The following is a 26,723-nucleotide window of genomic DNA, read 5'->3' on the forward strand; positions in this document are numbered from 1 at the left end:
TTTTTTCTAATACCCTGTAGTTGAAAACTCTGAATTCCTGGACAAAGTTCTGTTTTATAACTTATTTTAAGATATACAGTTCTATTGTTGAATGGGTTTTGAGTGTTTCCACATCCTGTACATATAATATGCGCAATGTGTCACAGCAAATGCAAAAGATATGGCAAGTAATGTCTTGTCTTCTTCCCATCCTACAGTTTGCTGATGCCATAAACCAGTTATTATGCTTAGTAATGAAAGTGACATACCCATAATGTTCAGTACCATATCTCCTTTTCTGATTTTCACTCCATTTTCCAATTTGCTGTGTTTTATGCCATACGATGCATATACGTCAAGTCCGATAAGCATCCAGAGTACAAGTCTTATCCATGTATCGGCAGGCAGAAAACACATCATGCACAGACATGTCAGTATTCCAAGTATTGGAACAGCAGGTACAAACGGTGTCTTGAATGCTCTTGGTGCGTCCGGCATGGTTTTCCTTACGACCAGAATTCCGGCACATACCAGTGTAAATGCAAGCAATGTTCCTATACTTGTCATTTCGCCGGCTACTTGTGCAGGTACGAATCCGGCCATAATGCTTACAACTACCATGAATAACAAATTGCTGTGTACAGGTGTTCTTGTCTTTTCATTTATTCTTGAGAAAAACTTAGGAAGAAGACCGTCATTGCTCATACTTAGGAATATACGGCTTTGCCCCATAAGCGTTACCATTATTACAGAACAATATCCTAATAATATAGCCAGAATAATAGCTTTATTTAGCCACGGATATGCAGGTGTGATTACCCCTGAAGCATCGGCTGTTCCCATATGTTCAATAGCTACGGCTACAGGTGCTATTCCTACTTGACCTTCGAATTCTGTATAATGTGTCACTCCTGTCATCACGTGTGCAAATAGGATATATAAAACGGTACATACCAAAAGCGATACAAGAATTCCTATTGGCATATCACGTCTGGGGTTCTTGGTTTCCTGAGCTGCGGTACTTACCGTATCGAAACCAAGAAAAGCGAAGAATACAATGGCTGCGCCACGGAATATACCTGATATCCCGAATTCTCCTAAGTTTCCAGTGTTTTCAGGGATATAAGGAGTATAATTTTCTGCTTGAATGAATTTCCATCCAAGAACGATGAATACCATTATGACCGCTATTTTCAGAAAAACGATGAAACCATTGAATATAGAGCTGCCTGCTGTGCCACGCATTAGAATGATGCTCATCATTATTACTATAAGTATAGCTGGAATGTTTATTATACCTCCATCCCACGGGCATGCAGTAAGATTATGCGGAAGGTATACACCTAAACTTTCCAGAAAAACTGTCATGTATCTGCTCCAGCTTATACTGACGGTTGTTGCAGCCACTGTATATTCCAATACCAGATCCCATCCTATAATCCAGGCTATCAGTTCTCCCATAGTAGCATATGAGTATGTATATGCACTTCCCGATACGGAAATCATAGATGCAAACTCAGCATAACATAAACCGGCAAAACAGCAACCTATGGCTGCAATTATGAATGATAATGTTATGGAAGGTCCGGTAAATTCGGATGCTACAGTTCCTGTTATTGAGAACAGTCCTGCACCTATGATTACTCCTACTCCAAGCGCAACCAGACTTACCGGACCAAGAACTCTTTTCAGAGTCTTGCTGCCGGAAGCTTGTGCTTCAGCCTGCAGAACTTCAATACTTTTTCTGATGAATAGTCCCATTTTTATTCTAGTTGTATATGTATTATTGTTTTAATATGCTGAACGATACTTTCCGTCCTCTTTGTCGTTAAGAATACTCAAATAAGAGGTGTACCTTGATTCGCTGATATAATGTTTTTCTACAGCCTCTCTCACTGCACACCCCGGTTCATGACGATGTGTACAGTTCCCGTATTTACAGTTGGCTGAGAATTTGAAGATTTCCTTGAAGTAATGTCCCACTTCCTCTTCTTCCATATCGAATGTTCCGAAACCTTTTATACCCGGAGTATCAATAATATATCCCCCTCCGTCTACTGGAAACATCTCGGAGAATGTTGTAGTGTGCATACCTTTATTGTGTACGTTTGATATATCGCCGGTTTTCAGGTTCTTCCCAGGCAAAATGGCATTGATAAGTGTTGATTTTCCAACTCCAGAGTTTCCGGAGAAGAGTGTTATTTTTCCGGAAAGGGCATTCTTGATATCATCTATACCTACATTGTTAAGGGCTGAGACTTTATAGCACTGATATCCGATAGTGGTATATAGGTTTATAAGTCCTTCAAGATATCTGTTTTCATCTTCCGAATAGCGGTCTGTTTTGTTGAAAACCAGACACACCGGTACACGGTATGCCTCTGCCGAAGCAAGGAAACGGTCTATGAAAGTGGTGGATGTCTCCGGATAATTTACCGTAACTATAAGCATGCACTGGTCAAGATTTGATGCTATGATGTGCGATTGCTTTGAAAGATTTGAGGAACGGCGTATTATATAATTCTTGCGGTCCTCTATTTCTGTGATGAAAGCAGTACCTTCCTGATTGCGTACTATTTTTACACGGTCGCCCACTGCTACCGGATTAGTGCTTCTGATACCTTTCAGTCTGAAGTTTCCTTTAATCTTACATTCCACTTCACTACCATCATCGGTTTTCACCAGATACCAACTACCTGTATTTTTAATAACTAAACCTTTGTCCAAAAGAGTTGATTTTTGAAATTGTAAAATAGTTATATTATTTAATAAAGAAAAGAAGAAACTGCATTACTGTGTATTTATAAAAATGCAGATTCTTCTTTCTTTTATGTCGTGTAAATGTATTGGCATATGTTCATGCCAATGACATTAAACAGTCATGATTTCCTTATCCTTGGCAGCAAACATATCGTCAATCTGCTTGATATACTTGTCGTGTATCTTCTGCAGCTTTGCTTCGCTGTTTTTCTGTTCGTCTTCAGGCATACCGTCTTTAACAGCTTTTTTCAAAGCATCTATAGCATCACGACGTGCGTTACGTATACTAACTTTTGCTGTTTCTACCTCTCCTTTACACTGCTTAGACAGCTGTTTACGGCGTTCCTCTGTTAATGGAGGTATACCTATACGTATGATTTCGCCATTGTTTTCAGGCATAATTCCAAGTTCTGAGTCTATGATGGCTTTCTCAATCACGCGGAACATGCTTTTGTCCCAAGGCTTGATAGCTATGCTTCTGGCATCAGGAGTAGTTACTGCTGCCACATTATTTATAGGAACCATGCTTCCATATGAATCAACTCGTATGCCGTCAAGTAAGCGTACATCTGCTTTCCCTGCGCGGATATGTGCCAATGCTTCGTCTAGGTACATGGTTGCCATGTCCATTTTCTCTTCAGCTTCGCTGATTATAGTTTTTGAATCTGCCATTATTTGTTGTTTTTTAGGTTATGCTATTATGAAATAATATTTTAAGTGAACAAAAGTATGCTTTTTTTTGCTCTTTTGCAATAGTTGAACTGTAAATTGCAAGCAATTGTAATATTGGACAGTGCTTTGAATTCAATGTTTACGCCTTATTTGATATGAGTATGCAGCATAAATAAAAAAAAGAAGAGAGATAAAATCAATTTTGATTTAGTCTCTCTTCTTTTCTGAGTGATCCGCTTGGGGCTCGAACCCAAGACCCCAACATTAAAAGTGTTGTGCTCTACCTGCTGAGCTAGCGAATCAATCCTGTTTGCTATCGTTATTTCCCGATTGCGAGTGCAAAGGTATGACTATTTTTTAATTCTGCAAAATATTTGTCTGACTTTTTTGAATCTTTTTTTAATGTGTGTTACTAATATTTTGAAAATCAGGTCCTACTAAATACGCATAGAGATATGTAGGAGTATGAAATGTCTGGCAGATAATGAAATTATTATTTTTTTTCGTCAGTCAATGATATGTTTGAAGTAATATTATGTATTTTTGCCATATAATATAATAATGTATAGAAATATGAGAGTTAGAAAATTTCTTGTTCCTTTAATGATTCTATTTCTTGCTTCATGTGGGCAGGAAGAAAAGAAGGCTTCAGAGTTGTTAGGTCGTGCAGAGGCTTCTTTCCGTTCAGCTAATTACAGTGAGGCCAAATTGCAGATTGACAGTATAAGAAGTTTGTATCCTAAGGTTTTCGATGTTAGAAAGAAAGCGATAAAGCTTATGCAGCAGGTAGAACTGGAAGAACAGCAAGCGTCGTTAAGGTATCTTGACAGTGTTATGACTGTGAAGAAAACGGTGTTGGATTCCATGAAAGTGGAATTTGTACTTGAGAAAGATACAGCATATCAGGAAATTGGCAATTATTTCTATCCTTCGCAGGTGGTAGAAAAGAATATAGGAAGAACTTTCTTAAGAGCATGTGTTAGTGAAAAAGGAGAAATGTCATTGACTTCTATATATTGTGCAGGTGGTTCGTTGAATCACACCGCTGTAAAAGTAAGTTCGGCTGATGCCTTTGCTCAGACACCTGTATCGCCTGATATGTATGTCACAACAGATTTGGGACGTAAGATAGAAAAAGCCGATTATAAGTTAGGTGCTGATGGTGGAGTTGTGGGTTTTATAATAGCCAATAAGGATGCACGTTCGTTGAAACTGGAGTTTATAGGTGATAGAACTTATAGAACGGTGATGTATTCGCCTGATATAAAAGCTATAGTGGAAGTCAGTAAACTGGCACAGGTTTTGGGTTCAATGGAAGAAATCAGGAAGGAACAGAAAGAGGCAAATCTAAAAATCCAATTCCTTAAAAAGAAAATAGCGGAAACCTCTAACGAGGAATTATAAAAAAATGCTTTGACGTTTTGATCGAAACGACAGCTCGTTTTACCTAAAACGTCAAAGCATTTTTATTTTTTGTCTGGTTTATAGTTTTTCGGCTACTTTATTCCAGTCTATAAGCGACCATACTGCATCGATAAATGCTGCACGGTTATTCCTGTAATCTATATAATATGCATGTTCCCACACATCTATTACCATGAGTGGTGTCATTCCTTCAGTGATAGGATTGCCTGCATTTGCAGTGTTCATTATTTTCAGATTATCTTCATTGTCCTTTACCAGCCATGTCCATCCTGAACCGAAGAGTCCCAGTGCTGATTTTGTAAACTCTTCTTTGAACTTTTCTGCCGAACCGAATGTTGAATTCAATTTATTTGTAAGATTGGATGGCATTTCACCTTGTTCAGGGGTGAGAGACATGAAGAAGAAGGTATGGTTCCAGGTCTGTGCTGCATTGTTGAATGTAGGTCCTTGCGCATTGCGGATAATGTCCTCCAGACTCATGTTTTCGAATGATGTACCGGCTATGAGCTTGTTCAGATTGTTTACGTAAGTTTGCAGATGCTTGCCATAGTGGTAATCGAATGTTTCTTTGCTCATCTTCGGAGCTAATGCTTCCATACTGTATGGAAGTTGTGGCATTTCGTGAATCATAGTAAAAATGTTTATAATCGTTATACTGCAAAGTTATAAACTTTAATGTGATATATATACAAAAGAGAAACTTATTTATATGTTGTATGACATAAATCAAGCGATTTTTTTTCTACAATAATCATCTCATGTTATAAATAGTAATTTTTACAGGGTGAAAAATTGGAATTTAAAACCTGTATTGTGTTATTTTATGTTGATTTGAAGTTTAACATTTTTCTGATGCATAAAGTATAGTGAAATTGAATACTTTCTTTCAAAAAGATGTAACTTTGAATCAAAGAAAGACATAAAGATATATATATTAGATAAAAGCTTTCTAATAGATAGGAATATTCCGCTAGTGTTGATTGGAATAAAAACAAAAAATTATTATTTAAAGGTAAAGAGGTATGAAAATGATTAAAGGTAAGAAAATGATGTTGCTTTTTGCTATTATGGGATTGGCATCAACATCGGCTGTAAAAGCTCAGGACAAAGTTGAAGCATCAGTAGGTGCAGACTTGGTAAGTGGTTACATCTGGCGTGGACAGGATTTGGGTGATGTAAGTGTCCAGCCTGCAGTAGGACTTTCATATAAAGGTTTCTCATTGTCAGCTTGGGGCTCTGTGGGATTCGATGCTACAGATACTAAGGAGTTTGACCTTACATTAGGTTATGAGTATGGTGGTTTCAGCATTGCAGTAACGGATTATTGGTTTACCAGCTATGATTCACCTGCACGCTACTCGGATTATAAGAATGCTCATACATTTGAAGTAGGTGTTGGATATGACTTCGGTCCTTTGGCTGTAAACTGGTTTACTAACTTTGCCGGCTCGGTAGGTGAAAATGAAAAAGGTAAAGATGCATATGCTTCTTATGTATCAATTTCTGCTCCTTTCAAATTGGGTGGTATTGACTGGAGCGCTGAGATAGGAGCTACTCCTTGGGCTAATGATTTCTATAATGGTTATTCAGATGGATTTAAAGTTTCTGCTATAAGCCTTCAGGCATCAAAAGAGATAAAGGTAACAGACAGTTTTTCTCTTCCGCTTTGGGCACAGGCAATTTGGAATCCGACTATCAAGGGAGCATATTTCGTGGCAGGTATAAGTTTCTGATGTTCATGCCATAATTTATACAAATACAATCAAATATACATACAAAATACAAATACAATAACTAATGAGATTATGAAAAAGATTGAAGCTATTATTCGCCGGACTAAGTTTGACGATGTAAAGGAGGCTCTTCTGAAAGCCGATATAGAATGGTTTTCTTATTACGATGTGAGAGGGGTCGGGAAGACACGCGAGGGACGCATATACCGAGGAGTGGTATATGATACCAGTTCCATAGAGCGCATTCTGATATCTATTGTTGTGAGAAACAAGAATGTGGATAAAACTGTAGAAGCCGTGATGAAGGCTGCGCATACAGGCGAGATAGGCGACGGGCGTATTTTCGTAATCCCGGTGGAAGATGCTGTCCGCATTCGTACTGGAGAACGTGGAGACATCGCACTCTATAATGCGGAACAGGAGAAATAACCTTGTTCGTCATTCCTTAATATATAATAAAATAACTAAATAAACGAGATAAATTATGGACAAATATATAAAAGGCGGCATGCGTATGTTGCGGTATGCCGTAATGCTTCTGATTATGTTTTGTTGGGTGCCTGATGTGTGTGCGAGTGAAGAAACTGTTGTAACCGAGCCGGTTTTGAATTCCGGCAATACGGCTTGGCTGTTGGTTGCCTCAATATTGGTGTTGTTTATGAGTATTCCCGGTATCGCTTTATTTTATGGCGGTCTGGTTCGACGGAAAAATGTGTTGAGTGTCATCATGCAGACGCTGTTTATTGTTGGTGTAGTCAGTATTTTGTGGGTGGCGTTCGGCTATAGTTGGGCGTTCGATACCAGTTTTGCCGAAACAGGCAATCCGCTGGCGTGTATAATAGGAGGCTTCGACAAGGCTTTCCTTCACGGCATCAGCATCGGCACCCTTACAGCAGGCGATATTCCTGAACTGCTTTTTGCGATGTTTCAATGCATGTTCGCAATTATTACGCCGGCATTGATACTCGGTGCTTTTGCCGAGCGTATAAAGTTTTCCGGATATGTATTGTTTATTACTTTGTGGGTGATTGTAGCTTATTTCCCTATGGCCCATTGGGTGTGGGGTGGAGGATTCCTGCAGGAAATGGGTGCTATCGACTTTGCCGGAGGTACGGTCGTGCATATTAACGCCGGAATTTCCGCATTGGTTATGGCTATCATGCTTGGCAAGCGAATGGATTATAGGGTAGGACACCCCATTACGCCACACAACGTGACTTTCGTTTTTATGGGAACTTCTTTCTTGTGGTTAGGCTGGTTCGGATTCAATGCCGGAAGTGGGCTGGCGGCCGACGGACTGGCGGCGAACGCTTTTATGGTGACGCATATTGCCACAGCCGCCGCTGCCATAACATGGATGGTGATAGATTGGTTTTGCAATAAGAAGCCTACCATTATCGGCTCGTGTACAGGAGCTGTGGCCGGACTTGTGGCTATCACTCCCGCAGCCGGCACGGTTGATTTGCTTGGCGCATTGTGTATCGGCGTCATTACTTCCGTGGTATGCTTTTTCATGGTTGCCGCTGTAAAGCCTAAGTTTAAATACGATGATGCCCTCGACGCTTTTGGAGTGCATGGAGTGGGTGGTATAATTGGTTCTGTCCTGACAGGTGTGTTTGCTACGCGTTTTATTACCGGAGAGGATGGTGTGCAGGGTGCCTTGTATGGAGACTGGCATCAGTTGTGGATACAGATTCTGGCTACGGTAGTTTCTATTGTATATAGTGCGGTAGTTACTTTTATCCTGTTCAAGATTGCTGACGCGACTGTTGGCTTGCGTGTTGACAAGCGTGTGGAAGAAGAAGGTCTCGATATCTATGAACACGGTGAATCGGCATACAACAGATAATTAATAATTAACAATTAATAATTGATAATGAACAATGAATAATTAATAGTGAATAATGAAGACATCAACTCGTTTTTAATTATTAATTATTCATTGAACAACCTAACAACTAAATAAATATGATTCGTTTTAATGTAGTAGAAAAGGCTTTCCAGGCAAAGCCAATGGAGGTAAGCGTACCAAGCTGCCGTCCAAGTGAGTATTTCGGAAAATATGTGTTTAACAGAGAAAAGATGTTCAAGTATCTTCCTAGCACAGTTTATGCAAAGCTGGTTGATGCAATGGATCACGGAGCAGCTCTTGACAGAGCTACTGCAGATGAAGTTGCGGCAGGCATGAAACGTTGGGCAAGCGAACTTGGCGCTACACACTATACACACTGGTTTCAGCCTCTGACTGAAGGAACAGCAGAGAAACATGATGCTTTCGTAGAACACGATGGCAAAGGGGGAATGATGGAAGAATTCTCTGGAAAACTTCTTGTACAGCAGGAACCTGACGCTTCGTCTTTCCCTAACGGTGGTATCCGTAACACTTTCGAAGCTCGTGGATACAGTGCCTGGGATCCTTCATCACCGGTATTCGTAGTAGGCGATACATTGTGCATTCCTACAGTATTCATAGCATATACAGGTGAATCACTCGATTATAAGGCTCCTTTGCTAAAGGCTCTTAGCGCTGTAGATAAAGCGGCAGTGGCTGTATGTCATTATTTTGATACTAATGTTAAGAAAGTAACAGCTTTCCTTGGATGGGAACAGGAATACTTCCTGGTTGACGAAGGTTTGTATGCAGCTCGTCCGGACCTGTTGCTTACAGGACGTACACTGATGGGACACGAAGCTTCTAAGAATCAGCAGCTTGAAGACCACTATTTCGGAGCTATTCCTACCAGAGTAGCAGCATTTATGAAAGACCTGGAAATTCAGGCACTTGAGCTTGGTATTCCTGTTAAGACTCGCCATAATGAGGTTGCTCCTAACCAGTTTGAGCTTGCTCCTATTTACGAAGAATGTAACTTGGCAGTAGACCATAACATGTTGGTAATGTCGCTTATGCGTAAAGTGGCACGTGCTCACGGATTCCGTGTTCTTCTGCATGAAAAACCATTCAAGGGTGTAAACGGATCAGGAAAACATAACAACTGGTCGCTTGGTACAGATACAGGCGTATTGCTTATGGCTCCTGGAAAAACTACAGAAGAGAACCTTCGTTTCGTGACATTCGTTGTAAATACACTGATGGCTGTTTACAGACACAATGGATTGCTGAAAGCTTCTATCATGAGCGCAACAAATGCTCATCGTCTGGGCGCCAACGAAGCACCTCCTGCAATCATTTCTTCATTCCTTGGTTCACAGTTGAGCAAAGTGCTCGATCATATCGAAGAAAATGCAAACGAAGATTTGGTTTCTCTCGGTGGGAAACAGGGTATGAAGCTTGATATTCCACAGATTCCGGAATTGCTTATCGACAATACTGACCGTAACCGTACTTCTCCATTCGCATTTACTGGAAACAGATTCGAGTTCCGTGCTGTAGGTTCTGAAGCTAACTGTGCAAGTGCAATGATCGCTTTGAACACTGCTGTAGCAGAACAGCTCGTTATCTTCAAGAATGAAGTTGATGCTCTTATCGAAAAGGGTGAACCTAAGGTTTCTGCTCTTCTTCAGGTATTGCGTAAATATATCAAGGAAAGCAAACCAATCCGTTTCGACGGTAACGGTTACAGCGATGAATGGAAAGAAGAAGCTCTCAAACGCGGATTGGACTGTGAAACAAGTTGTCCTGTAATATTCGACAACTATCTGAAACCTGAAAGCGTGGCAATGTTCGAGGCTACTGGCGTAATGACACGTAAGGAACTTGAAGCACGTAACGAGGTTAAATGGGAAACTTATACCAAGAAGATTCAGATTGAAGCCCGTGTTTTGGGTGATTTGGTAATGAACCATATAGTGCCTGTTGCTATCAGCTATCAGACTAAACTCATCGACAATGTATTCAAGATGAAGAGCCTGTTTGCAGCTGAAGAAGCTGAGAAGCTTTCTGCAGGTAATGTTGCTATAATCAAAGAAATATCTGAACGTACGGCATATATCAAGGAACATGTTGATGCAATGGTTGAAGCTCGTAAGGTAGCAAACAAGATTACTTCTGAACGTGAAAAAGCCATCGCTTATCATGACAACATCGCTCCTATGCTTGAACTTATCCGTTACCATATTGATAAGCTTGAGTTGATAGTTGACGATCAGATGTGGACTTTACCTAAGTATCGTGAGTTATTGTTTATACGATAACATATACGATTCTCTATTTATTGGTTGTTTAATTCAGAGAAAGAGCCGGTACGCCGCGATGGCGTACCGGCTCAATTCTTTCTGGTAAGTGTAAAGGAAGTAACTTCTTTTACTTCCCTAACTCCTTTAACTTCTTAATAAATACTTTTTCAGTTCATCGGCATCGTCTGCAATGAAATCGGGATTATATGATTCAAGTTCGGCTTTAGGACGGAAACCCCAGCTGACGCCAACGGTTTTCACTCCTGCATTCTTTCCGGTCTGCATATCTACGCACGAGTCGCCTATGTATACGGTTTCATCCTTGCTTATTCCTGTGTGTTCGATGATTTCATAAACTATAGTAGGGTCTGGTTTTGGAGGAACTCCTTCTCTTTGTCCTAAAATCAGAGCGAAGTCTATACCTGGGAAGAACTGGAGAACGAGTTTTACTGCTGCTTCCTGATACTTGTTGGATGCTACACCTATTGCGATATTGTTACGTTGTAACTCATCGAGAAGTTCTACCATGCCGTTATAAGGACGGCTTAGGTCCGAGTTATGAGTATCATAATATGGCACAAACTGTGAGCGTAACTTTGTTATATATTCTTCGTTGCGTTTGTCCTCAGGCAGTGCTCGTTCGAACATCTTGTTAATACCGTTGCCAACAAAGAATTTGTATTCATCCTCTTTGTGTGTTGGAAGTCCGTAGTGTGAAAGAGCATGGTTTGTAGCTGCGGCAAGGTCTGCTATAGTGTCAAGCAGAGTACCATCGAGATCGAAAATTGCTAGTTTCATTTTTTTAGTCGTTTGTTTTTTAGTTGTAATTTGATGCAAACTTACGGAAAATCATTTATTTATATTATTTTTGTATCTATAAATTATCTGAAAACATGAGAACACATAGGCTGGGTAAATTTTTTTTGGTATTTTGTTGGCTTCTTGCATTGGGGTATTTCCCATTGAAAGCACAGGACGGAGCTGATTGGAGTTCATGGACTTCGGTTGTTGTGAATCATAAATTCAATAACTCCCTTAGGGTAATGTCGAAAGCTCAGGTCAGATCAAGAGACAATTTCAGTGCTTTCGAGAGATTTTTTATTAATGCAGGACTTGGATATAAGGTTTTGCCTAATTGGGAGGTGAAAGGTGTTCTTGCCTATCATCGTAGGAGCAGTGTTTCGAAAGGCAGTTTCAATGCCTACAGATATCACCTGGGCTCGGAAGCTTTTTGGAGGAAGGGCGATTTCAGAATCCGCTGGAGGGAGAGATTTCAGCATACATTTGCTTTTGGTGATGGTGAGATGATAGTTCGTTCAAGGCTTATGTTCGACTATAATATACCTTCTACCATATTGGTTCCGTATTTTTCAATTGAGACCTTCAATGATCTGGAAGATAATGATTTTTTCAAAGCAGAAAGAATCCGCTATATGCCGGGATTAAGGATAAACCTTACTAATATGTATTCTTTATCGGCGTTTTATTGCAGGCAGGATGATGTTATCACAAAGACAAATATTGCCGGTGTAGAGTTTATAATCAATCTGTAATTGACTTAGAATACATTTTGCCTCAAACAACTTTATAACTATACGACTATATAAATAATAACTACAAAACTTCTATTTATGAATTTTCTTGATTTGGTAAAAAAACGCTATTCTGTACGTTCGTACGAAGAACGTCAGATAGAGAATGAAAAAATGGAGTATATCATGGAGTGTGTGCGTCTGGCTCCTTCGGCTGTGAATTTTCAGCCGTGGCATTTCTATGTAGTTACTGACAGTGAAAGGCTTGATGCCTTGAAATCTACTTATAAGCGTGAATGGATACAGTCTGCTCCATGTATTATAGTAGCTTGTGCCAATCATGAAGAATCATGGCATAGACGTTCGGATAATAAAGATCATGCAGATATTGACCTGGCGATAGCCATAGAACATTTGTGTCTTGCTGCTGCCGAACAGGGACTTGGAACTTGCTGGGTTTGCAATTTCGATGCAGCTTTATGTCATGAAGTCATGGCTATGCCTGAGAATGTGGAACCTATAGCTCTTATACCAATAGGGTATACGCCCGATGCTGAGGTGCCGGAAAAAAAGAGAAAAACAATAGAGGATATATGTACTTATCTTTAATAAGTACAGTCAGAGATATAATTATAGTATTCTTACAGAAACGATTGTATTTTACATAAAAAGAAAGTCCTGTTCCATCTGTTGCAGGCAGGTAGGAGCAGGACTAATGTTACTATATTGGCAGATAGTATTTTCTTTATTCTTTTATGATTTTATAATGGTATGCGTCAGGGAAATATGCAAGAATTTTTTTTCGCATTTCCGTGACGTTTTTTTATATTCATGTATGTCTTGTCATATTATAGTTTAACGACATATATGACATGAACATACGGCAGAATAAAATGTTATTCAGTTTGTTCTCTGATAAAAGTAAAAATATATGTAACCATCATATTCTTTCCTCGAGAATGTGTGGCATGAGTGTGGTTTTGCAGGTCTTCTGACTTACTCCGGATGGCTTACCTTCCCGTCCGTACTAATGGCAGACAGTGGTTTCAGATAATCAAGCAATCCTTTTAATCTGGAGCTTACAGCAGCGGGACTGTCCGGGATTTTCACCCGATTCCCTTTTCATCCTCAGCCTGTAAATAGGCTTTTGGAACAAAACCATACAAATGTATATAAAATATCTGATAAAATAAAGTAAGACTTGATAAAATAGTATGGCTGTTATTATGATGTAGTGTCAGTATAATATAAATCCGGTTATACCGCAAAGTATAATAAGGAGTATGGGATTTACTTTATATTTGTGTGATGCTAAAAATACTAGTGAAAAAATAACTATACTTGTAATTATATCATAAACTTCGGTACCGAAATTCTCTCCGTTCATAAGTACCAGAGCAGCCGATGCCAGTAGACCTACAACCCCTGGACGTAAGCCGTCGAACACAGAAGCTACTACTGGGTGTTTTTGATATTTCAAGAAGAACTTGCTTATAATAATCATAAGAATGAATGATGGTAGTACCACAGAGCATGTGGCTACTATAGAACCCAATATGCCTATAGTATGCGAATATCCAGCATTTACTACAGCCGTATAACCAACATATGTAGCAGAATTGATACCTATTGGTCCTGGGGTCATCTGGCTGATAGCCACTATGTCTGTAAATTCGGATGAACTTAGCCAGTCATGGCGTGTCACTACTTCACCTTGTATCATGGATAGCATGGCATAACCTCCACCAAAACCAAAGAGACCTATTTTGAAGAATGTATAGAATAGTTGTAAGAAAAGCATTTTGATATAAAGAATTAATAATTAATAATTATGAATGCAAATTATGGCTGTTAAGAACTTTATGCCTTTTGTCAGTTGCTGTTGTTTTCAGTTTTCCTTTTATATCTTCCGTAAATGTATCCTCCCAATCCGGACAGTATTATTATATAGATTGGTGAGAAACCCAAAAGCCATATCAGCAGTGCAGATACCACAGGAATCCAGATATTATACCTGTTGATACGTGCTGTTTTGGCCATTTTGAATGTTGGCGCCGCTATCAGTGCAACTACTCCTGGGCGTATGCCTTTGAATATTCTTTCTACCGGTTCCAGATGTTGGAATTGCCTGAAGAAGAGTGCAATGGCGAGGATAATCAGAAAGGAAGGCATGATTGTTCCTAATGCCATGAAGAAAGCTCCCCAAAACTTGCGTAACTTGTAACCTATGAAAATTGCTATGTTTACGGCAAAAATACCGGGTACAGTTTGTGATAAAGCCATGAGGTCCAGGAATTCTTCTTTCTTTATCCATTTTCTTTTGTCCACAATCTCTGCTTCTATCAGTGGAACCATAGCGTATCCTCCTCCCACAGTGAATAGTCCTATACGGAAGAATATTGTAAAGTATTTCAGGTAGAGCATTTTTGTTAATTAATAATTAATAATGGTGAATTAATAATTTATAGATTGTAGTAATGTCGTTGATTGATAAATTATATTGCATTCTTTATCTTTCATTATTAATTGACTTCATATAATCCCTTGGCGGAACACCATAATATTTTTTGAACGTATCGGCAAAATATTTTGGATCGGCAAATCCTAGTTTGTCCGATACTTCAGAAACAGTGTATTCTTGTGTTTTCAGCAGAATTGCTGCTTCTTTCATTCGTATATTCCTGATAAGTTCTGCTGGAGGTTCGCCTGTCAGCGCCTTTATCTTGTTATAAAAACTGGTTCTGCTCATGTTTACGGAAGCACATAATGTATCAACGTTGAGTCCATTCCCTAGACCTTCTTTTATAAGTCCTGTAACTTTTCTGATAAATTCCTCATCCAGCGATGAATTCATTTCAGGAATATTTTTTTCTGCATTGCTTTTATCATTGTCCTGATTACTGCTCTTTTGTTCTGGTAGTGACACTATAAGTTCCTGAAGCCTTTTTCTTACAAGGTCCCTGTTCTCTAGTACATTACTGATATTGGCTTTCAGTAGAGTGATATCAAAAGGCTTTACTATATAAAGGTCTGCTTTAGTCTTCAGTCCGTCTATTATGTCTTTTTTCTCTCCTAAAGCTGTAAGCATAATGAATGGTATATGGCTTGTAGCCATATTCCCTTTTACTGCTTTACATAACTCATATCCGTTCATGATGGGCATCATAACGTCTGAGATGATGAGATCTGGTTGTACTTTTCTTATTATATCTAGTGCTTCTTTTCCGTTCTCAGCATCTGATACATGATACATATCTGTGAGAGACTGTATGAGGAATTTCCTTAACACATCATTGTCTTCTACAATAAGTATATGTGGTGCATTCTCCGGAAGGATTTTTGTTGGCGTTTCAATGTCGTTGTGTATTACTTCGTTTTGCGATGCAATAGTATAGGCCCACCCGTCTTGAACCGGGGTTTCCTGTATTTCGATAGAGTTGTCATCCCGATAAATATATTTTGCACTTTTTATCGGGAATGATAGTTGGAAACTTGTTCCGGAATTTTCCTCGCTTGAGAAAGAAATACGTCCCTCATGATTTTGTATAAGTCGCCATGTAAGTAGCATACCTATGCCAGAACCCGTTATAAGTTGGTTTGTTGCATTATGCCCTCTGAACATGTATTTAAATAACTTTTTTTGGTCTTTCTTTGGTATTCCTATACCGGTGTCCGTTATGTCTATGTTCCAATTTTTTCTGTTATGCGAAGTGTTTATATTCACAGTTCCACCCTTAGGGGTATATTTTAATGCATTCGAAATCAGGTTTCTCAAGATAGAGTCCATCTTGTTCCTGTCTATCCATACCTCAAGTTCATCAAATTCAGTTTTATATTCCAAGGTAACACCTTGTTGCTGTGCATAATTCTTGAATTGTTGAAGATATTCCTTCAGGTATTCATTAAGTTTATATTTCCTAACGTTTACTTGTGGACTATACAGTTCTTCCTTCTGAAAGTTCATAAGCTTGTTTGCCAGTTCAGACAGGTTGTCTGTGTTTTGAAGAGCAAGATTTATATTCATTGTTCCTTCTTCGGATAGTTTTTCTTTTTTCAGGATTTCTCCCAGAGGGGCTTTTATAAGTGTAAGCGGTGTACGTATGTCGTGAGCTGTATGAATGAAAAAGTTTATTTTCTCCTGAGATATACGTCTGTCTTTCTTTATCATTTTATATCTGTAAAGTGAAAAGGCTGCTCCACATACGAATATAACATACAACATTACTGCCCACGGAGTAAGCCATAGAGGACTATTTATAATAATGCTTATACTTCTTTCTTCCAATAACTGATTGTTGTCAAGAAGTATAGCTCGTATTCTCAGTTTGTATTCTCCTGGGGAAATGTTTGTATACCTTATCATTCCGTCTTCGCTCGGTGTACTCCATTCATCGAAGAAACCTTCTAATTTCCATGTATAGTATATGTTAGAAGGATTGTCATAGTTTACAGAAGATACGTTTATAGAGAAAGTATTTTGGTCATAATCCAATTCAAGAAGTGAAGTCTCGTTCAACATTTTCTTCAGTGGAGAATCCTTTTCGCCTGGATACGCTGGCCTGTACATTATACTCAGATTGTCCAGCACCATGTGAGAAGAGAATCTACCTGGTAACTGCATACTGTCTGACAGGACTATGGCACCCTCGTTACTTCCCAGAATAATCTCCCCATATCCTGTGTTTACAGCTGCTCCCTGATTAAAGTTATATGTAGCGAGACCTTGTTCACCAGTCCAGTTGGTAAACTTATTCTCTTTTACGCTAAATAGCGATATTCCATTTTCTGTTCCTAATATTATGTCTCCAAATTTGTTCTCTACTATGCTGTAAATATTATTTGTTATCAGACTGCAGTTACCTGTAGTGTAATGTCTGACGTTTCCTGAAATATTGTCTATGATGAACAATCCGTTTCCATAAGTACCGACAAATGTATAGTTCCTGTCTTTTGTTATACACAGTGCGTTTATACATCCTGCTTCCTGTTGAGTCTTGAATTTTTCCAGTCTTTCATCCTTTTTTCGGAAGATGTATAATCCGTTTATTGTACCTATCCATAGTGATGTCCTGTCTCGTTCCTTTATACATGTTATGGGGTATGTAGTAGGGTAAATGCTGGTACGTTTGTTCTTTTCATTGTAAGCTCTCAGACTTCTGAAGCCTCCTCCCCACAGAATATTGTCAGAGTCTCTTAGTATGCTTCTTATATATTTGTCCGGTGTCTCATCATCATCGCTTGTTGCGAACTTTATTGCATAAAAGGCGTTTCTGTTGTGTTTACTGATACGATATATTCCCGACATATATCCCCCTGCCAGAATTTCACCCGGTTTGTATTCGCACAGTGATGTAAATATATGATTGTCGTTTTTCGAATCTTTTGTAAATGCTGACAGATAGTTAATCCATTTTTTTTCAGAACGGTCATAGCAGCTTATACCATTACTGGTAGCGAACCATACGTCACTATCCGAATCGGTCATTATGGCATTTATCCTGTTGTCAATAAGTGAATTACTGTTGTCCTTTGAATGTCTTATCCATTCATAAGGTTGATATTTTTCCGTGTATATTGTAATACCGGTAGGATAAATAACATTCCATATTCTCCCATCATTGTCAATGCATAAATCCTTTATAATACTTCCATTCATTCTGTTCAGTCTGGAATAGTCTTCTGCCAGAAAACTCCTGAAAGTTTTGTCTTTCAGATTTAGTTTGTACACTCCGTCTCCATCTGTGGCTATCAGAACTTCGTATCCGGAGTTTCCATATGGCTTTATAATGTTTATGCTGAGATCAGTCAGAATTTTTCCAACATTGAAAATTTCTGATTTTGTTGTATCATATACGTATAACCCGTCAGTAAGTGTGTTTATAACAAGATATTCAGTATCTCTGTGATAATATACGTAGTCTATCAGTCCTAAATCGTCTAGTATCGCATCTTTTTCCGAGAGAGTTTTATTTACATCAAGTTTAGTTTGGTAAATATGTCTTTTCGATGCAAAAAAATATTCTCCATCATTTTTAGCTTCAGTTATGTACGAAATATTTTCATCTGTAATCTTGGTTATACATTTATGGCTGTTATTTTCTGTATCGTATATTACAACATTATTTTCACATGCCATCAATATTTTATTTCGTGCTATACAGAATGCTGAAATTGGAAGGTCCGTGTATTGAGGATATGTATTTTTCATATCGAATACTATGCCGAATGAGTCTTTCATTTTGTCATATTTGAAAACATATCCATCTTTTCCTACTTCCCATAACTGTTTTTCTTCGTCTGTGGATAAAATGTTGAGATTGGGAAAGAAATTCACAATATTCCCATCTTTAGTAAGCTGATAGTGCTTGAAATTCTTTCCATCGAATCTGTCTACACCTTTATGTGTTAGAATCCACATGTATCCCTGATTTCCCTGACTTATAGAAAGTACGCGACGGCTGCTCAAACCGTCTTTCATATCAATGTATTTATATATTTGAGTATATGAATTTGATATACAGGAGAAAAGAATGATAAATGTAAGGATAAATCTATAAAACATGGCATTGTGAAATTATATAATGCAAATGTCGTTAAAAATGATTGGAAAACAAAATAAAACGAAAAAAAGGTTCCCCCGATTTTTATTCGGGGAAACCTTTTTTAGTTTTTAGTTGTTGGTTCTTAGTTTTTAGTTTTTTCTTCCACCCACTTGCGTGCGTTAACGAATGCTTCCATCCAAGGAGTGATTTGGTCTTCACCAAGACGTTCTGCCGGATAATAAGCATTTTCCCACGGGAAGCAAGCTCGTTCAAGGTGTGGCATCATTGCAAGGTGACGTCCGTCCTGCGAAGCGATACCTGCTACGCTATAGTCCGAACCGTTAGGGTTACCTGGATATTCGTCGTATGAATACTTCAGAACGACGTTGTAGTGGTCTTCATCGTAAGGCAATGAGAACTTACCTTCTCCGTGAGCTACCCAGATACCGAGTTTAGAACCACTCAATGAGCCGAACATCACGCTGCGGTTCATAGGAACAGTAACGCCGAGGAAGTTAGATTCAAACTTGTGTGAATCATTATGCAGCATCTTGCCTTTCTTCTTGTCTTCAGGAGTGATAAGTCCGAGTTCCATCATCAGCTGGCAACCGTTACATACACCGAGTGACAAAGTATCTTCACGTGCGTAGAAGTTGTCAAGAGCTGCTTTAGCCTTAGGGTTGAACAGGAAGCTGCCGGCCCATCCCTTGGCAGAACCAAGAACGTCAGAGTTAGAGAAACCGCCGCAGAACACAATCATGTTGATATCTTCCAGTGTTTCACGTCCGCTAACGAGGTCAGTCATTGTAACGTCCTTAACATCGAATCCTGCAAGGTAAAGCATGTATGCCATTTCACGTTCACCGTTAGTGCCTTTCTCGCGGATGATAGCAGCCTTGATACCGCTTGGAGTACGACGGTCAGGATCAAGTCCGAACTGAGAAAGCTTACCAGTGAATGAAGGATTGAATGCAAATTCAATTGGCTGCTGCTTGTAGTTCTCGAAACGTTTCTTAGCACATCCGTTCATGCTCTGATGACGGTCCATCAGGTATGAAGTAGAATACCATACGTCGCGCAGATAGTCGATACCGAACTGGTAAGTTGCACCATCCTTAGAAACGAGGATATGACGTTCTTCTGTCGGTTTACCAAGTTTTACGAAGCCAACACCTGCGTCTTCAAGGATCTTCTTGACTTCAGCTTTGTTCTTATCTGCTACCTGTATAACGATACCCGGATTTTCTGCAAACAGAATCTTAACGATATCATCACATTTAATCTTGTCAAGTTCGATTCCCATACCGCCTTCTGTGTTAGCGAAACACATTTCAAGCAATGTAGTGATAAGACCACCTGCAGAAATATCGTGACCAGCAAGAATCAGACCCTTGTTGATAAGTTCCTGAACTGCGAGGAATGCATCGCGGAAGTATTCTGGGTTCTGTACTGTAGGAACATCGCTACCTACCTTGTTGAGGCTTTGAGCAAAAGCAGAACCTCCAAGACGTAACTCGTCGAAACTGAAGTCTATATGATAGAATGTAGATTTTTCCTTGTTAACCATAACAGGAGAAACGACTTTCTTCACGTCGCTTACTTCGCCACCAGCAGAAACGATAACTGTTCCCGGGCTGATAATCTTTTCTCCGTTAGGATATTTCTGAGTCATTGACAATGAGTCCTTACCTGTAGGAACGTTTATCTGAAGTGAGCAGCAGAAGTCAGACAAAGCCTTCACTGCTGTATAAAGTCTTGCATCTTCACCTTCCTGTGAGCGGCAAGGCCACATCCAGTTGGCAGAAAGAGAAATGCTGTCCATACCGTCTGCCAAAGGAGCCCAAACAAGGTTTGTCAGAGCTTCAGAAACAGCAAGAACAGAACCTGCAGCAGGATCTGCAAGTGCAGCCTGAGGAGCGTGACCGATAGCAGTTGCTATACCGGCATTTCCACGATAGTCAAGAGCTACCACACCACAGTCACTCAATGGCAACTGAAGTTCACCCTGACACTGCTGACGTGCAATCTTACCTGTTACCGAACGGTCAACCTTGTTAGTCAACCAGTCCTTACAAGCTACAGCTTCAAGCTGAAGAACAGTTCTTACGTATTCGTTCAGTTTTGCTGCATCGTATGATACATTTTCATATTTACGTTCTACGGTCTTGTCAACCATATATGTCTTAGGAGAAGAACCGAACATCTGGTCTACAGCCAAGTCGAACGGACGAACGCCGTCAGCCTGTTCGAATGCGAAACGATGGTCGCCTGTAGTTTCACCTACAACGTACATAGGAGCACGTTCGCGTTCTGCAATCTTTCTTACGTGGTCAATTGCCTTTTCATCGATAAGCAATCCCATACGTTCCTGCGATTCGTTTGCGATGATTTCCTTGGCAGAAAGAGTTTCGTCACCGATAGGAAGCTTGTCCATGTGGATAAGACCACCGCAATCTTCAACCAGCTCAGACAGACAGTTTACGTGACCTGCCGAACCGTGGTCGTGGATAGAAACGATTGGGTTTTCATCTTCTTCACAAAGTGAACGAACTACGTTGTAAGCACGTTTCTGCATTTCTGCATTTGCACGCTGTACAGCGTTAAGTTCGATACCGGAAGAGTAACGTCCTGTTTCAACAGAAGATACAGAACCACCACCAAGACCGATACGATAGTTGTCACCACCAAGAACTACAACTTCGTTACCGGCTTCAGGACTACCTTTCAAGCAGTCACGCTGAGTACCATAACCTACACCACCGGCAAGCATGATAACCTTGTCGTAAGCATACTTCTCGTTGTTTTCCTGATGTTCGAATGTCAGTACAGAACCACAGATAAGCGGCTGGCCGAACTTATTACCGAAGTCAGAAGCACCGTTCGAAGCCTTGATAAGAATCTGTTCCGGAGTCTGATACAACCACTGGCGTACAGGAAGAATGTTTTCCCATTCGCGTCCTTCTTCCGAACGAGGATAAGAAGTCATGTAAACGGCTGTACCGGCGATAGGCCATGAACCTTTACCACCACCCATACGGTCGCGGATTTCACCGCCTGTACCTGTTGATGCACCGTTGAACGGTTCTACAGTAGTAGGGAAGTTATGAGTCTCAGCTTTCAGTGAGATAACAGTCTTGATATCTTTGATTACGAAATAATCAGAAGTAGAGTGATCTTTCGGAGCGAACTGTTCCACTACAGGGCCTTCGGCGAATGCCACATTGTCCTTGTAGGCTGAAATAATCTTGTTAGGATTTTCATTAGTCGTTTTCTTTATCATCTGGAACAAAGATGATTCCATTTCCTGTCCGTCGATGATGAAAGTACCACCGAATATTTTGTGACGGCAGTGTTCAGAGTTAATCTGTGCGAAACCGAACACCTCTGAGTCGGTAAGTTTACGTCCCAGGTCTTTTTCCACTTTAAGCAGATAGTCCATCTCTTCGCGTGAGAGAGCCAGACCTTCCTGTTCGTTATATTCTTCCAGGTTCTCTATGTAAACTATAGGTTGCGGTTTGATATTTACATCAAATATTTCCTGATTCAATCCTTTGTACATACGCTGAAGCATAGGGTCGTATTCAGCATTCTCGTCTTTTACAGGGAAATATTCTTCTATACGGCGTATACCGCTTATACCCATATTTTGAGTGATTTCTACGGCATTTGTACTCCACGGAGTAATCATTTCTCGGCGAGGGCCGATGAAGTATCCTTTCAGGTTATCTTCTGTTTCTACAGTAGCGTCACTGTAAAGCCAGCATAACTTCTTGATGTCTTCAGCATTCAATTCCTGACTGCATGCAGTGGCAATCACGCTTTTGCTTGGGGTTCTGAAAAATAGAATCATAACATTTATATTGTTTTGAGTTTTTAAGTTTCTAAGTTCTGAAATACCAAGTTTACAGACTTCTTTATTGTTTTAAACAACAGAAAAACTTATAAAGTAATTATATAATTATGTTGCAAAGGTACATAAAAGCCCGTTTTTACGAAAGAAAATCTACATGAATTATAGGTACTTTCGCAAAAAAGTATCATCTTTGCATTATGAATTGGTTAGAGCAAGTTACTATACTGGATTTATTGGTTAAGGGTTTTGTTATTGGGGTAGTGGTTTCGGCGCCACTCGGACCCGTTGGCGTGCTTTGTATTCAGCGTACACTGAATAAGGGACGTTGGTTCGGTTTTGTAACTGGTCTTGGCGCAGCCTTGAGCGATATAGGCTATTCATTGATAACCGGTTATGGTATGAGCTTTATGGATGAACTTATCATAAAGCACCAGACATTTCTTCAGATAGTAGGTAGTATAATGCTTCTGGCTTTCGGTATATATACCTTCCGTAGTAATCCGGTGAAAGCATTGCGTCCAGTATCCGGCAAGCGCGGTTCATATCTTCACAATTTCATTACAGCATTTTTTGTTACTCTGTCCAATCCACTGATTATCTTTCTGTTCGTAGGTCTTTTTGCGCGTTTTTCTTTTGTCATGCCTGGAAGTCCTGTCGGTTTTCAGTTGGTAGGATATCTTGCCATTGTTTTAGGAGCTCTTTCATGGTGGTTTTTCATCACCTATTTTGTCAATAAGGTTCGCAATCATTTCAATGTTCGTGGCATTTGGGTGCTTAACCGTGTCATTGGCATTGTCGTAATAGTAGCGTCAATCATAGGTTTAGGACTTGCATTATTAGGAAATTCAATATATTGATATGTATATTTCTCAACAGTTAAAACAGCAGAATATAGCTGAATATCTGCTTTATATGTGGCAGATAGAGGACTTGCTTCGTGCGTATCATTTTGACATGGACAGGATAAAGAAGGATATAGTCGATCCATATCCTGTTACTGATGAACAGAAAGCTGCATTGTTCCAATGGTATAAGGACCTTGCAAACATGATGCACGACGAGGGTGTAATGGAAAAAGGTCATGTCCAGATAAACAAGAATATAATAGTTTGGCTTACAGACCTTCATCTGCAGTTGCTCCGTTCGCCTAAATATCCGTATTACAGTGCTGCATATTATAAGGCTCTTCCGTTTATAGTTGAACTTCGTGCCAAGGGTGCCGATAAGGATGTTCCGGAGCTGGAAACATGTTTCGATGCCATGTACGGTGTACTTATGCTGAAACTACAGAAAAAGGAGATAAGCGAGGAAACACAGAAAGCCATTAAAGTGATAAGCGACCTTCTGGCTATTCTTGCCGACTATTATATAAAAGATAAGAAAGGAGAATTGGAGTTATGAAAAATATACTCGTTACAGGTGCCAACGGCCAGCTTGGCAATGAAATGCGTATCCTGTCGGAATCATATCAGCAATACAGATATTTCTTTACAGACGTGGCAGAACTTGACATCTGCAATGAAAAGGCGGTAATGGATTATGTAATGTCCAACGATATAGATATTATTGTCAATTGTGCCGCTTATACAGCTGTAGACAAGGCTGAAGACAATGTGGAACTGTGCAAAATGCTAAACCAGCAGGCTCCAGGCTTCCTTGCCAAGGCAGCTAAAGCCAGAAACGGATATTTCATTCAGGTATCAACCGATTATGTATTCGATGGGACTGCACATATCCCATACCGTGAGGATGAGGCTACATGCCCTAATTCAGTTTACGGTGTGACAAAGCTGGGCGGAGAGCAGGAAGCATTCAAGTATTGTCCTGAAACGATGGTTATAAGGACTGCATGGCTGTATTCCTCTTTCGGCAATAATTTTGTAAAGACCATGATGCGTCTTGGAAGGGAAAGAGACACACTTGGTGTGATTTTCGATCAGATAGGAACTCCTACATATGCTCGCGACCTTGCGAAGGCTATATTTGCAGCAATAAACAAGGGTATCGTTCCTGGAGTATATCATTTCAGCAACGAAGGTGTATGCTCATGGTATGATTTCACTAAGGCTATCCATGCCATAGCAGGCATTCAGGGATGTAATGTTAAACCGCTGCATACAGAAGATTATCCTACAAAGGCTACACGTCCTCACTATTCCGTGCTCGACAAGACAAAGATTAAGGAAACATACGGAATAGAGATACCATACTGGATGGACAGTCTGAAGGAGTGTATGGAGATATTAATGAAGTAAATATTAAATATAAGTTGTTAGATATTAGTTCTTAGTTTTTAGATCTAACAACTGACAACCAACGACTAACAACTAAATAATATATGAATCAGGAAATAGAAAGAAGACGTACGTTTGCCATTATCGCCCATCCTGATGCCGGAAAGACATCGTTGACAGAGAAACTGTTGCTTTTCGGAGGTCAGATTCAGGTGGCCGGTGCGGTAAAATCAAACAAAATCAAGAAAACAGCTACATCCGACTGGATGGACATCGAAAAGCAGCGTGGTATTTCCGTTACCACATCCGTGATGGAGTTCGACTATAACGACTATAAGGTTAATATCCTTGATACTCCGGGTCACCAGGACTTTGCCGAAGATACTTACCGTACCCTTACTGCTGTGGATAGTGTTATTATCGTTGTGGATGGTGCGAAGGGTGTGGAAAGTCAGACAAGGAAACTGATGGAAGTATGCCGTATGCGCAACACTCCGGTAATCATCTTTGTCAACAAAATGGACCGTGAGGCCAAAGACCCGTTCGATTTGCTTGACGAGCTTGAAGAAGAACTGGTTATTCAGGTACGTCCTCTTACATGGCCTATCGAGAGTGGACCACGTTTCCGCGGTGTATATAATATATATGAACAGAAACTGAACCTTTTCCAGCCTTCGAAACAGGTTGTTACAGAAAAGGTAGAAGTTGATATCAATACAGAGGAACTGGACAATCATATCGGTAGTGACCTGGCAGACAAGCTGCGTGGTGAACTCGAACTGATTGACGGGGTATATCCTGAATTCAATGTAGAAGAGTATCTTAAGGGTGATGTTGCTCCGGTATTCTTCGGTTCTGCACTCAATAACTTCGGGGTTCAGGAATTGCTCGACTGTTTCGTAGAGATTGCTCCTAGTCCTCGTCCTGTTACAGCTGTTGAACGTACAGTAAATCCTGATGAGTCTAAGTTTACAGGCTTCATCTTCAAGATAACAGCTAATATCGACCCAAACCACCGTTCTTGCGTGGCATTCTGTAAGGTATGTTCAGGTAAGTTCACCCGTAACATCCCTTATCTGCATGTACGTCATAACAAGACAATGCGTTTCTCTTCGCCTACACAGTTCATGGCACAACGCAAGACTACTGTAGATGAAGCTTGGGCAGGCGATATCATTGGTTTGCCGGATAACGGTACATTCAAGATTGGTGATACTCTGACAGAGGGTGAAAATCTTCACTTCAAAGGTCTTCCAAGTTTCTCGCCTGAGATGTTCAAATATATCGAGAATGCCGACCCGATGAAGACAAAACAGCTCAACAAAGGCATTGACCAGCTTATGGACGAAGGTGTGGCACAGCTTTTTGTCAACCAGTTCAACGGTCGTAAGATTATCGGTACTGTAGGTCAGTTGCAGTTTGAGGTAATCCAGTACCGTTTGGAGAATGAATACAATGCCAAGTGTCGTTGGGAGCCTGTGAGTCTTTACAAGGCATGCTGGATTGAAAGTGATGATCCGGAAGAACTTGAAGCATTCAAGAAACGTAAATACCAGTACATGGCAAAAGACCGCGAAGGAAGAGATGTATTCCTTGCCGACAGTGGTTATGTGTTGCAGATGGCACAGATGGATTTCAAACACATCAAGTTCCACTTTACTTCTGAATTCTGATAATCAGCGTGTTATCGGATGTAGAAAAATTCACGAAAAAACGTGGGCAAATTCGAGTTAAAACGCGGGCAAGTTTTAACACGAATTTGCCCATGTTTTTTTCAGGATTCTGGGAATAATTTTTTTGATTATAGAAAAAGTGGGTACTTAGTTTGACTTTGAGAACGAATTTCATAACTTTGTGAA

General features: G+C 40.0%; 20 protein-coding genes, 1 tRNA gene and 1 riboswitch. Of the genes, 11 read left to right on the forward strand and 10 right to left on the reverse strand.

Features of this window, described 5'->3' with window-relative positions:
* Positions 1-81: 81 nt before the first annotated feature.
* The 4 genes from I6E11_RS00395 to I6E11_RS00410 all read right to left on the reverse strand — a co-directional run bounded on the left by I6E11_RS00395 (position 82) and on the right by I6E11_RS00410 (position 3,713).
* A complete protein-coding gene (locus I6E11_RS00395) occupies positions 82-1,740 on the reverse strand; it encodes an amino acid permease (RefSeq protein WP_235335883.1) in 1,659 nt (552 codons plus the stop codon).
* Between the two features lie 30 nt (positions 1,741-1,770).
* The gene (gene rsgA / locus I6E11_RS00400; protein WP_235335884.1) at positions 1,771-2,706 is read right to left on the reverse strand and encodes a ribosome small subunit-dependent GTPase A; all 936 of its coding nucleotides are present in this window, start codon (positions 2,704-2,706) and stop codon (positions 1,771-1,773) included.
* Between the two features lie 144 nt (positions 2,707-2,850).
* Positions 2,851-3,411 carry a ribosome recycling factor gene (gene frr / locus I6E11_RS00405; protein ID WP_235335885.1) on the reverse strand — a complete coding sequence of 187 codons (561 nt, stop codon included), beginning with the start codon at positions 3,409-3,411 and terminating at the stop codon, positions 2,851-2,853.
* Between the two features lie 229 nt (positions 3,412-3,640).
* Positions 3,641-3,713, reverse strand: a tRNA-Lys gene (locus I6E11_RS00410).
* 271 nt (positions 3,714-3,984) lie between these two features.
* Between I6E11_RS00410 and I6E11_RS00415 the strand changes: the two genes are divergently transcribed.
* Positions 3,985-4,815 carry a hypothetical protein gene (locus I6E11_RS00415; protein WP_235335886.1) on the forward strand — a complete coding sequence of 277 codons (831 nt, stop codon included), beginning with the start codon at positions 3,985-3,987 and terminating at the stop codon, positions 4,813-4,815.
* Between the two features lie 78 nt (positions 4,816-4,893).
* Here I6E11_RS00415 and I6E11_RS00420 read toward each other — a convergent pair whose 3' ends face one another.
* Positions 4,894-5,466 carry a superoxide dismutase gene (locus tag I6E11_RS00420; RefSeq protein ID WP_235335887.1) on the reverse strand — a complete coding sequence of 191 codons (573 nt, stop codon included), beginning with the start codon at positions 5,464-5,466 and terminating at the stop codon, positions 4,894-4,896.
* Between the two features lie 392 nt (positions 5,467-5,858).
* Between I6E11_RS00420 and I6E11_RS00425 the strand changes: the two genes are divergently transcribed.
* The 4 genes from I6E11_RS00425 (at position 5,859) to I6E11_RS00440 (ending at position 10,721) form a co-directional block, all read left to right on the forward strand.
* On the forward strand, positions 5,859-6,569 hold the full coding sequence (locus I6E11_RS00425; protein ID WP_394800081.1) for a hypothetical protein: 711 nt from the start codon (positions 5,859-5,861) through the stop codon (positions 6,567-6,569).
* Between the two features lie 72 nt (positions 6,570-6,641).
* Positions 6,642-6,998, forward strand: a complete 357-nt coding sequence (locus I6E11_RS00430; RefSeq protein WP_204390573.1) for a P-II family nitrogen regulator — start codon at positions 6,642-6,644, stop codon at positions 6,996-6,998.
* Positions 6,999-7,113: 115 nt separating this feature from the next.
* On the forward strand, positions 7,114-8,418 hold the full coding sequence (locus I6E11_RS00435) for an ammonium transporter (protein WP_235335949.1): 1,305 nt from the start codon (positions 7,114-7,116) through the stop codon (positions 8,416-8,418).
* Positions 8,419-8,537: 119 nt separating this feature from the next.
* Positions 8,538-10,721 (forward strand): glutamine synthetase III family protein, encoded by a 2,184-nt coding sequence (locus I6E11_RS00440; protein WP_262911636.1) that lies wholly within the window; start codon positions 8,538-8,540, stop codon positions 10,719-10,721.
* Between the two features lie 126 nt (positions 10,722-10,847).
* Here the strand turns inward: I6E11_RS00440 and I6E11_RS00445 are convergent, their stop codons facing one another.
* Entirely contained in the window at positions 10,848-11,501 is a 654-nt protein-coding gene (locus I6E11_RS00445; RefSeq protein ID WP_235335888.1) for an HAD family hydrolase, read from the reverse strand.
* A 95-nt stretch (positions 11,502-11,596) separates the two neighbouring features.
* On the opposite strand from I6E11_RS00445, the gene I6E11_RS00450 reads away from it, so the two are divergent.
* Together I6E11_RS00450 and I6E11_RS00455 are read left to right on the forward strand one after the other, a co-directional pair.
* Positions 11,597-12,256, forward strand: coding sequence for a DUF2490 domain-containing protein (locus I6E11_RS00450; protein WP_235335889.1), 660 nt, complete (start codon positions 11,597-11,599; stop codon positions 12,254-12,256).
* Positions 12,257-12,334: 78 nt separating this feature from the next.
* Positions 12,335-12,844, forward strand: a complete 510-nt coding sequence (locus I6E11_RS00455) for a nitroreductase family protein (protein WP_235335890.1) — start codon at positions 12,335-12,337, stop codon at positions 12,842-12,844.
* A 355-nt stretch (positions 12,845-13,199) separates the two neighbouring features.
* Positions 13,200-13,408, reverse strand: a riboswitch (cobalamin riboswitch).
* 64 nt (positions 13,409-13,472) lie between these two features.
* On the opposite strand, the gene I6E11_RS00460 is transcribed toward I6E11_RS00455, so the two are convergent.
* From I6E11_RS00460 to purL, 4 genes are all read right to left on the reverse strand, one after another.
* Complete coding sequence (locus I6E11_RS00460; protein WP_235335891.1) at positions 13,473-14,036, reverse strand: chromate transporter; 564 nt, start codon at positions 14,034-14,036, stop codon at positions 13,473-13,475.
* Positions 14,037-14,107: 71 nt separating this feature from the next.
* Positions 14,108-14,659: a chromate transporter gene (locus tag I6E11_RS00465; protein WP_235335892.1), complete on the reverse strand. Its 552-nt coding sequence runs from the start codon at positions 14,657-14,659 to the stop codon at positions 14,108-14,110.
* A gap of 85 nt (positions 14,660-14,744) precedes the next feature.
* On the reverse strand, positions 14,745-18,797 hold the full coding sequence (locus tag I6E11_RS00470; RefSeq protein ID WP_394800082.1) for a response regulator: 4,053 nt from the start codon (positions 18,795-18,797) through the stop codon (positions 14,745-14,747).
* A 122-nt stretch (positions 18,798-18,919) separates the two neighbouring features.
* Complete coding sequence (purL, locus tag I6E11_RS00475; protein WP_235335894.1) at positions 18,920-22,627, reverse strand: phosphoribosylformylglycinamidine synthase; 3,708 nt, start codon at positions 22,625-22,627, stop codon at positions 18,920-18,922.
* A gap of 200 nt (positions 22,628-22,827) precedes the next feature.
* Here purL and I6E11_RS00480 point away from each other — a divergent pair, with 200 nt between their 5' ends.
* From I6E11_RS00480 to I6E11_RS00495, 4 genes are all read left to right on the forward strand, one after another.
* Positions 22,828-23,487 (forward strand): LysE family translocator, encoded by a 660-nt coding sequence (locus I6E11_RS00480; protein ID WP_235335895.1) that lies wholly within the window; start codon positions 22,828-22,830, stop codon positions 23,485-23,487.
* 1 nt (position 23,488) lies between these two features.
* Positions 23,489-24,031: a DUF4924 family protein gene (locus I6E11_RS00485; RefSeq protein WP_235335896.1), complete on the forward strand. Its 543-nt coding sequence runs from the start codon at positions 23,489-23,491 to the stop codon at positions 24,029-24,031.
* The gene (gene rfbD, locus I6E11_RS00490; protein WP_235335897.1) at positions 24,028-24,885 is read left to right on the forward strand and encodes a dTDP-4-dehydrorhamnose reductase; all 858 of its coding nucleotides are present in this window, start codon (positions 24,028-24,030) and stop codon (positions 24,883-24,885) included. The genes I6E11_RS00485 and rfbD overlap by 4 nt, the downstream gene beginning before the upstream one ends.
* 83 nt (positions 24,886-24,968) lie before the next feature.
* Positions 24,969-26,537, forward strand: a complete 1,569-nt coding sequence (locus tag I6E11_RS00495; protein WP_235335898.1) for a peptide chain release factor 3 — start codon at positions 24,969-24,971, stop codon at positions 26,535-26,537.
* Positions 26,538-26,723: the final 186 nt, after the last annotated feature.

The sequence above is a fragment of the Bacteroides caecigallinarum genome, assembly GCF_021531075.1.
Taxonomy (GTDB): domain Bacteria; phylum Bacteroidota; class Bacteroidia; order Bacteroidales; family Bacteroidaceae; genus Phocaeicola; species Phocaeicola caecigallinarum_B.

Coding starts and splice junctions, on each gene's coding strand:
- I6E11_RS00395 (WP_235335883.1), bottom strand. CDS start 1,740: ATGGGACTATTCATCAGAAAAAGTATTGAAGTTCTGCAGGCTGAAGCA.
- frr (WP_235335885.1), bottom strand. CDS start 3,411: ATGGCAGATTCAAAAACTATAATCAGCGAAGCTGAAGAGAAAATGGAC.
- I6E11_RS00415 (WP_235335886.1), top strand. CDS start 3,985: ATGAGAGTTAGAAAATTTCTTGTTCCTTTAATGATTCTATTTCTTGCT.
- I6E11_RS00420 (WP_235335887.1), bottom strand. CDS start 5,466: ATGATTCACGAAATGCCACAACTTCCATACAGTATGGAAGCATTAGCT.
- I6E11_RS00425 (WP_394800081.1), top strand. CDS start 5,859: ATGAAAATGATTAAAGGTAAGAAAATGATGTTGCTTTTTGCTATTATG.
- I6E11_RS00430 (WP_204390573.1), top strand. CDS start 6,642: ATGAAAAAGATTGAAGCTATTATTCGCCGGACTAAGTTTGACGATGTA.
- I6E11_RS00435 (WP_235335949.1), top strand. CDS start 7,114: ATGTTTTGTTGGGTGCCTGATGTGTGTGCGAGTGAAGAAACTGTTGTA.
- I6E11_RS00440 (WP_262911636.1), top strand. CDS start 8,538: ATGATTCGTTTTAATGTAGTAGAAAAGGCTTTCCAGGCAAAGCCAATG.
- I6E11_RS00445 (WP_235335888.1), bottom strand. CDS start 11,501: ATGAAACTAGCAATTTTCGATCTCGATGGTACTCTGCTTGACACTATA.
- I6E11_RS00450 (WP_235335889.1), top strand. CDS start 11,597: ATGAGAACACATAGGCTGGGTAAATTTTTTTTGGTATTTTGTTGGCTT.
- I6E11_RS00455 (WP_235335890.1), top strand. CDS start 12,335: ATGAATTTTCTTGATTTGGTAAAAAAACGCTATTCTGTACGTTCGTAC.
- I6E11_RS00460 (WP_235335891.1), bottom strand. CDS start 14,036: ATGCTTTTCTTACAACTATTCTATACATTCTTCAAAATAGGTCTCTTT.
- I6E11_RS00465 (WP_235335892.1), bottom strand. CDS start 14,659: ATGCTCTACCTGAAATACTTTACAATATTCTTCCGTATAGGACTATTC.
- I6E11_RS00470 (WP_394800082.1), bottom strand. CDS start 18,797: ATGTTTTATAGATTTATCCTTACATTTATCATTCTTTTCTCCTGTATA.
- purL (WP_235335894.1), bottom strand. CDS start 22,627: ATGATTCTATTTTTCAGAACCCCAAGCAAAAGCGTGATTGCCACTGCA.
- I6E11_RS00480 (WP_235335895.1), top strand. CDS start 22,828: ATGAATTGGTTAGAGCAAGTTACTATACTGGATTTATTGGTTAAGGGT.
- I6E11_RS00485 (WP_235335896.1), top strand. CDS start 23,489: ATGTATATTTCTCAACAGTTAAAACAGCAGAATATAGCTGAATATCTG.
- rfbD (WP_235335897.1), top strand. CDS start 24,028: ATGAAAAATATACTCGTTACAGGTGCCAACGGCCAGCTTGGCAATGAA.
- I6E11_RS00495 (WP_235335898.1), top strand. CDS start 24,969: ATGAATCAGGAAATAGAAAGAAGACGTACGTTTGCCATTATCGCCCAT.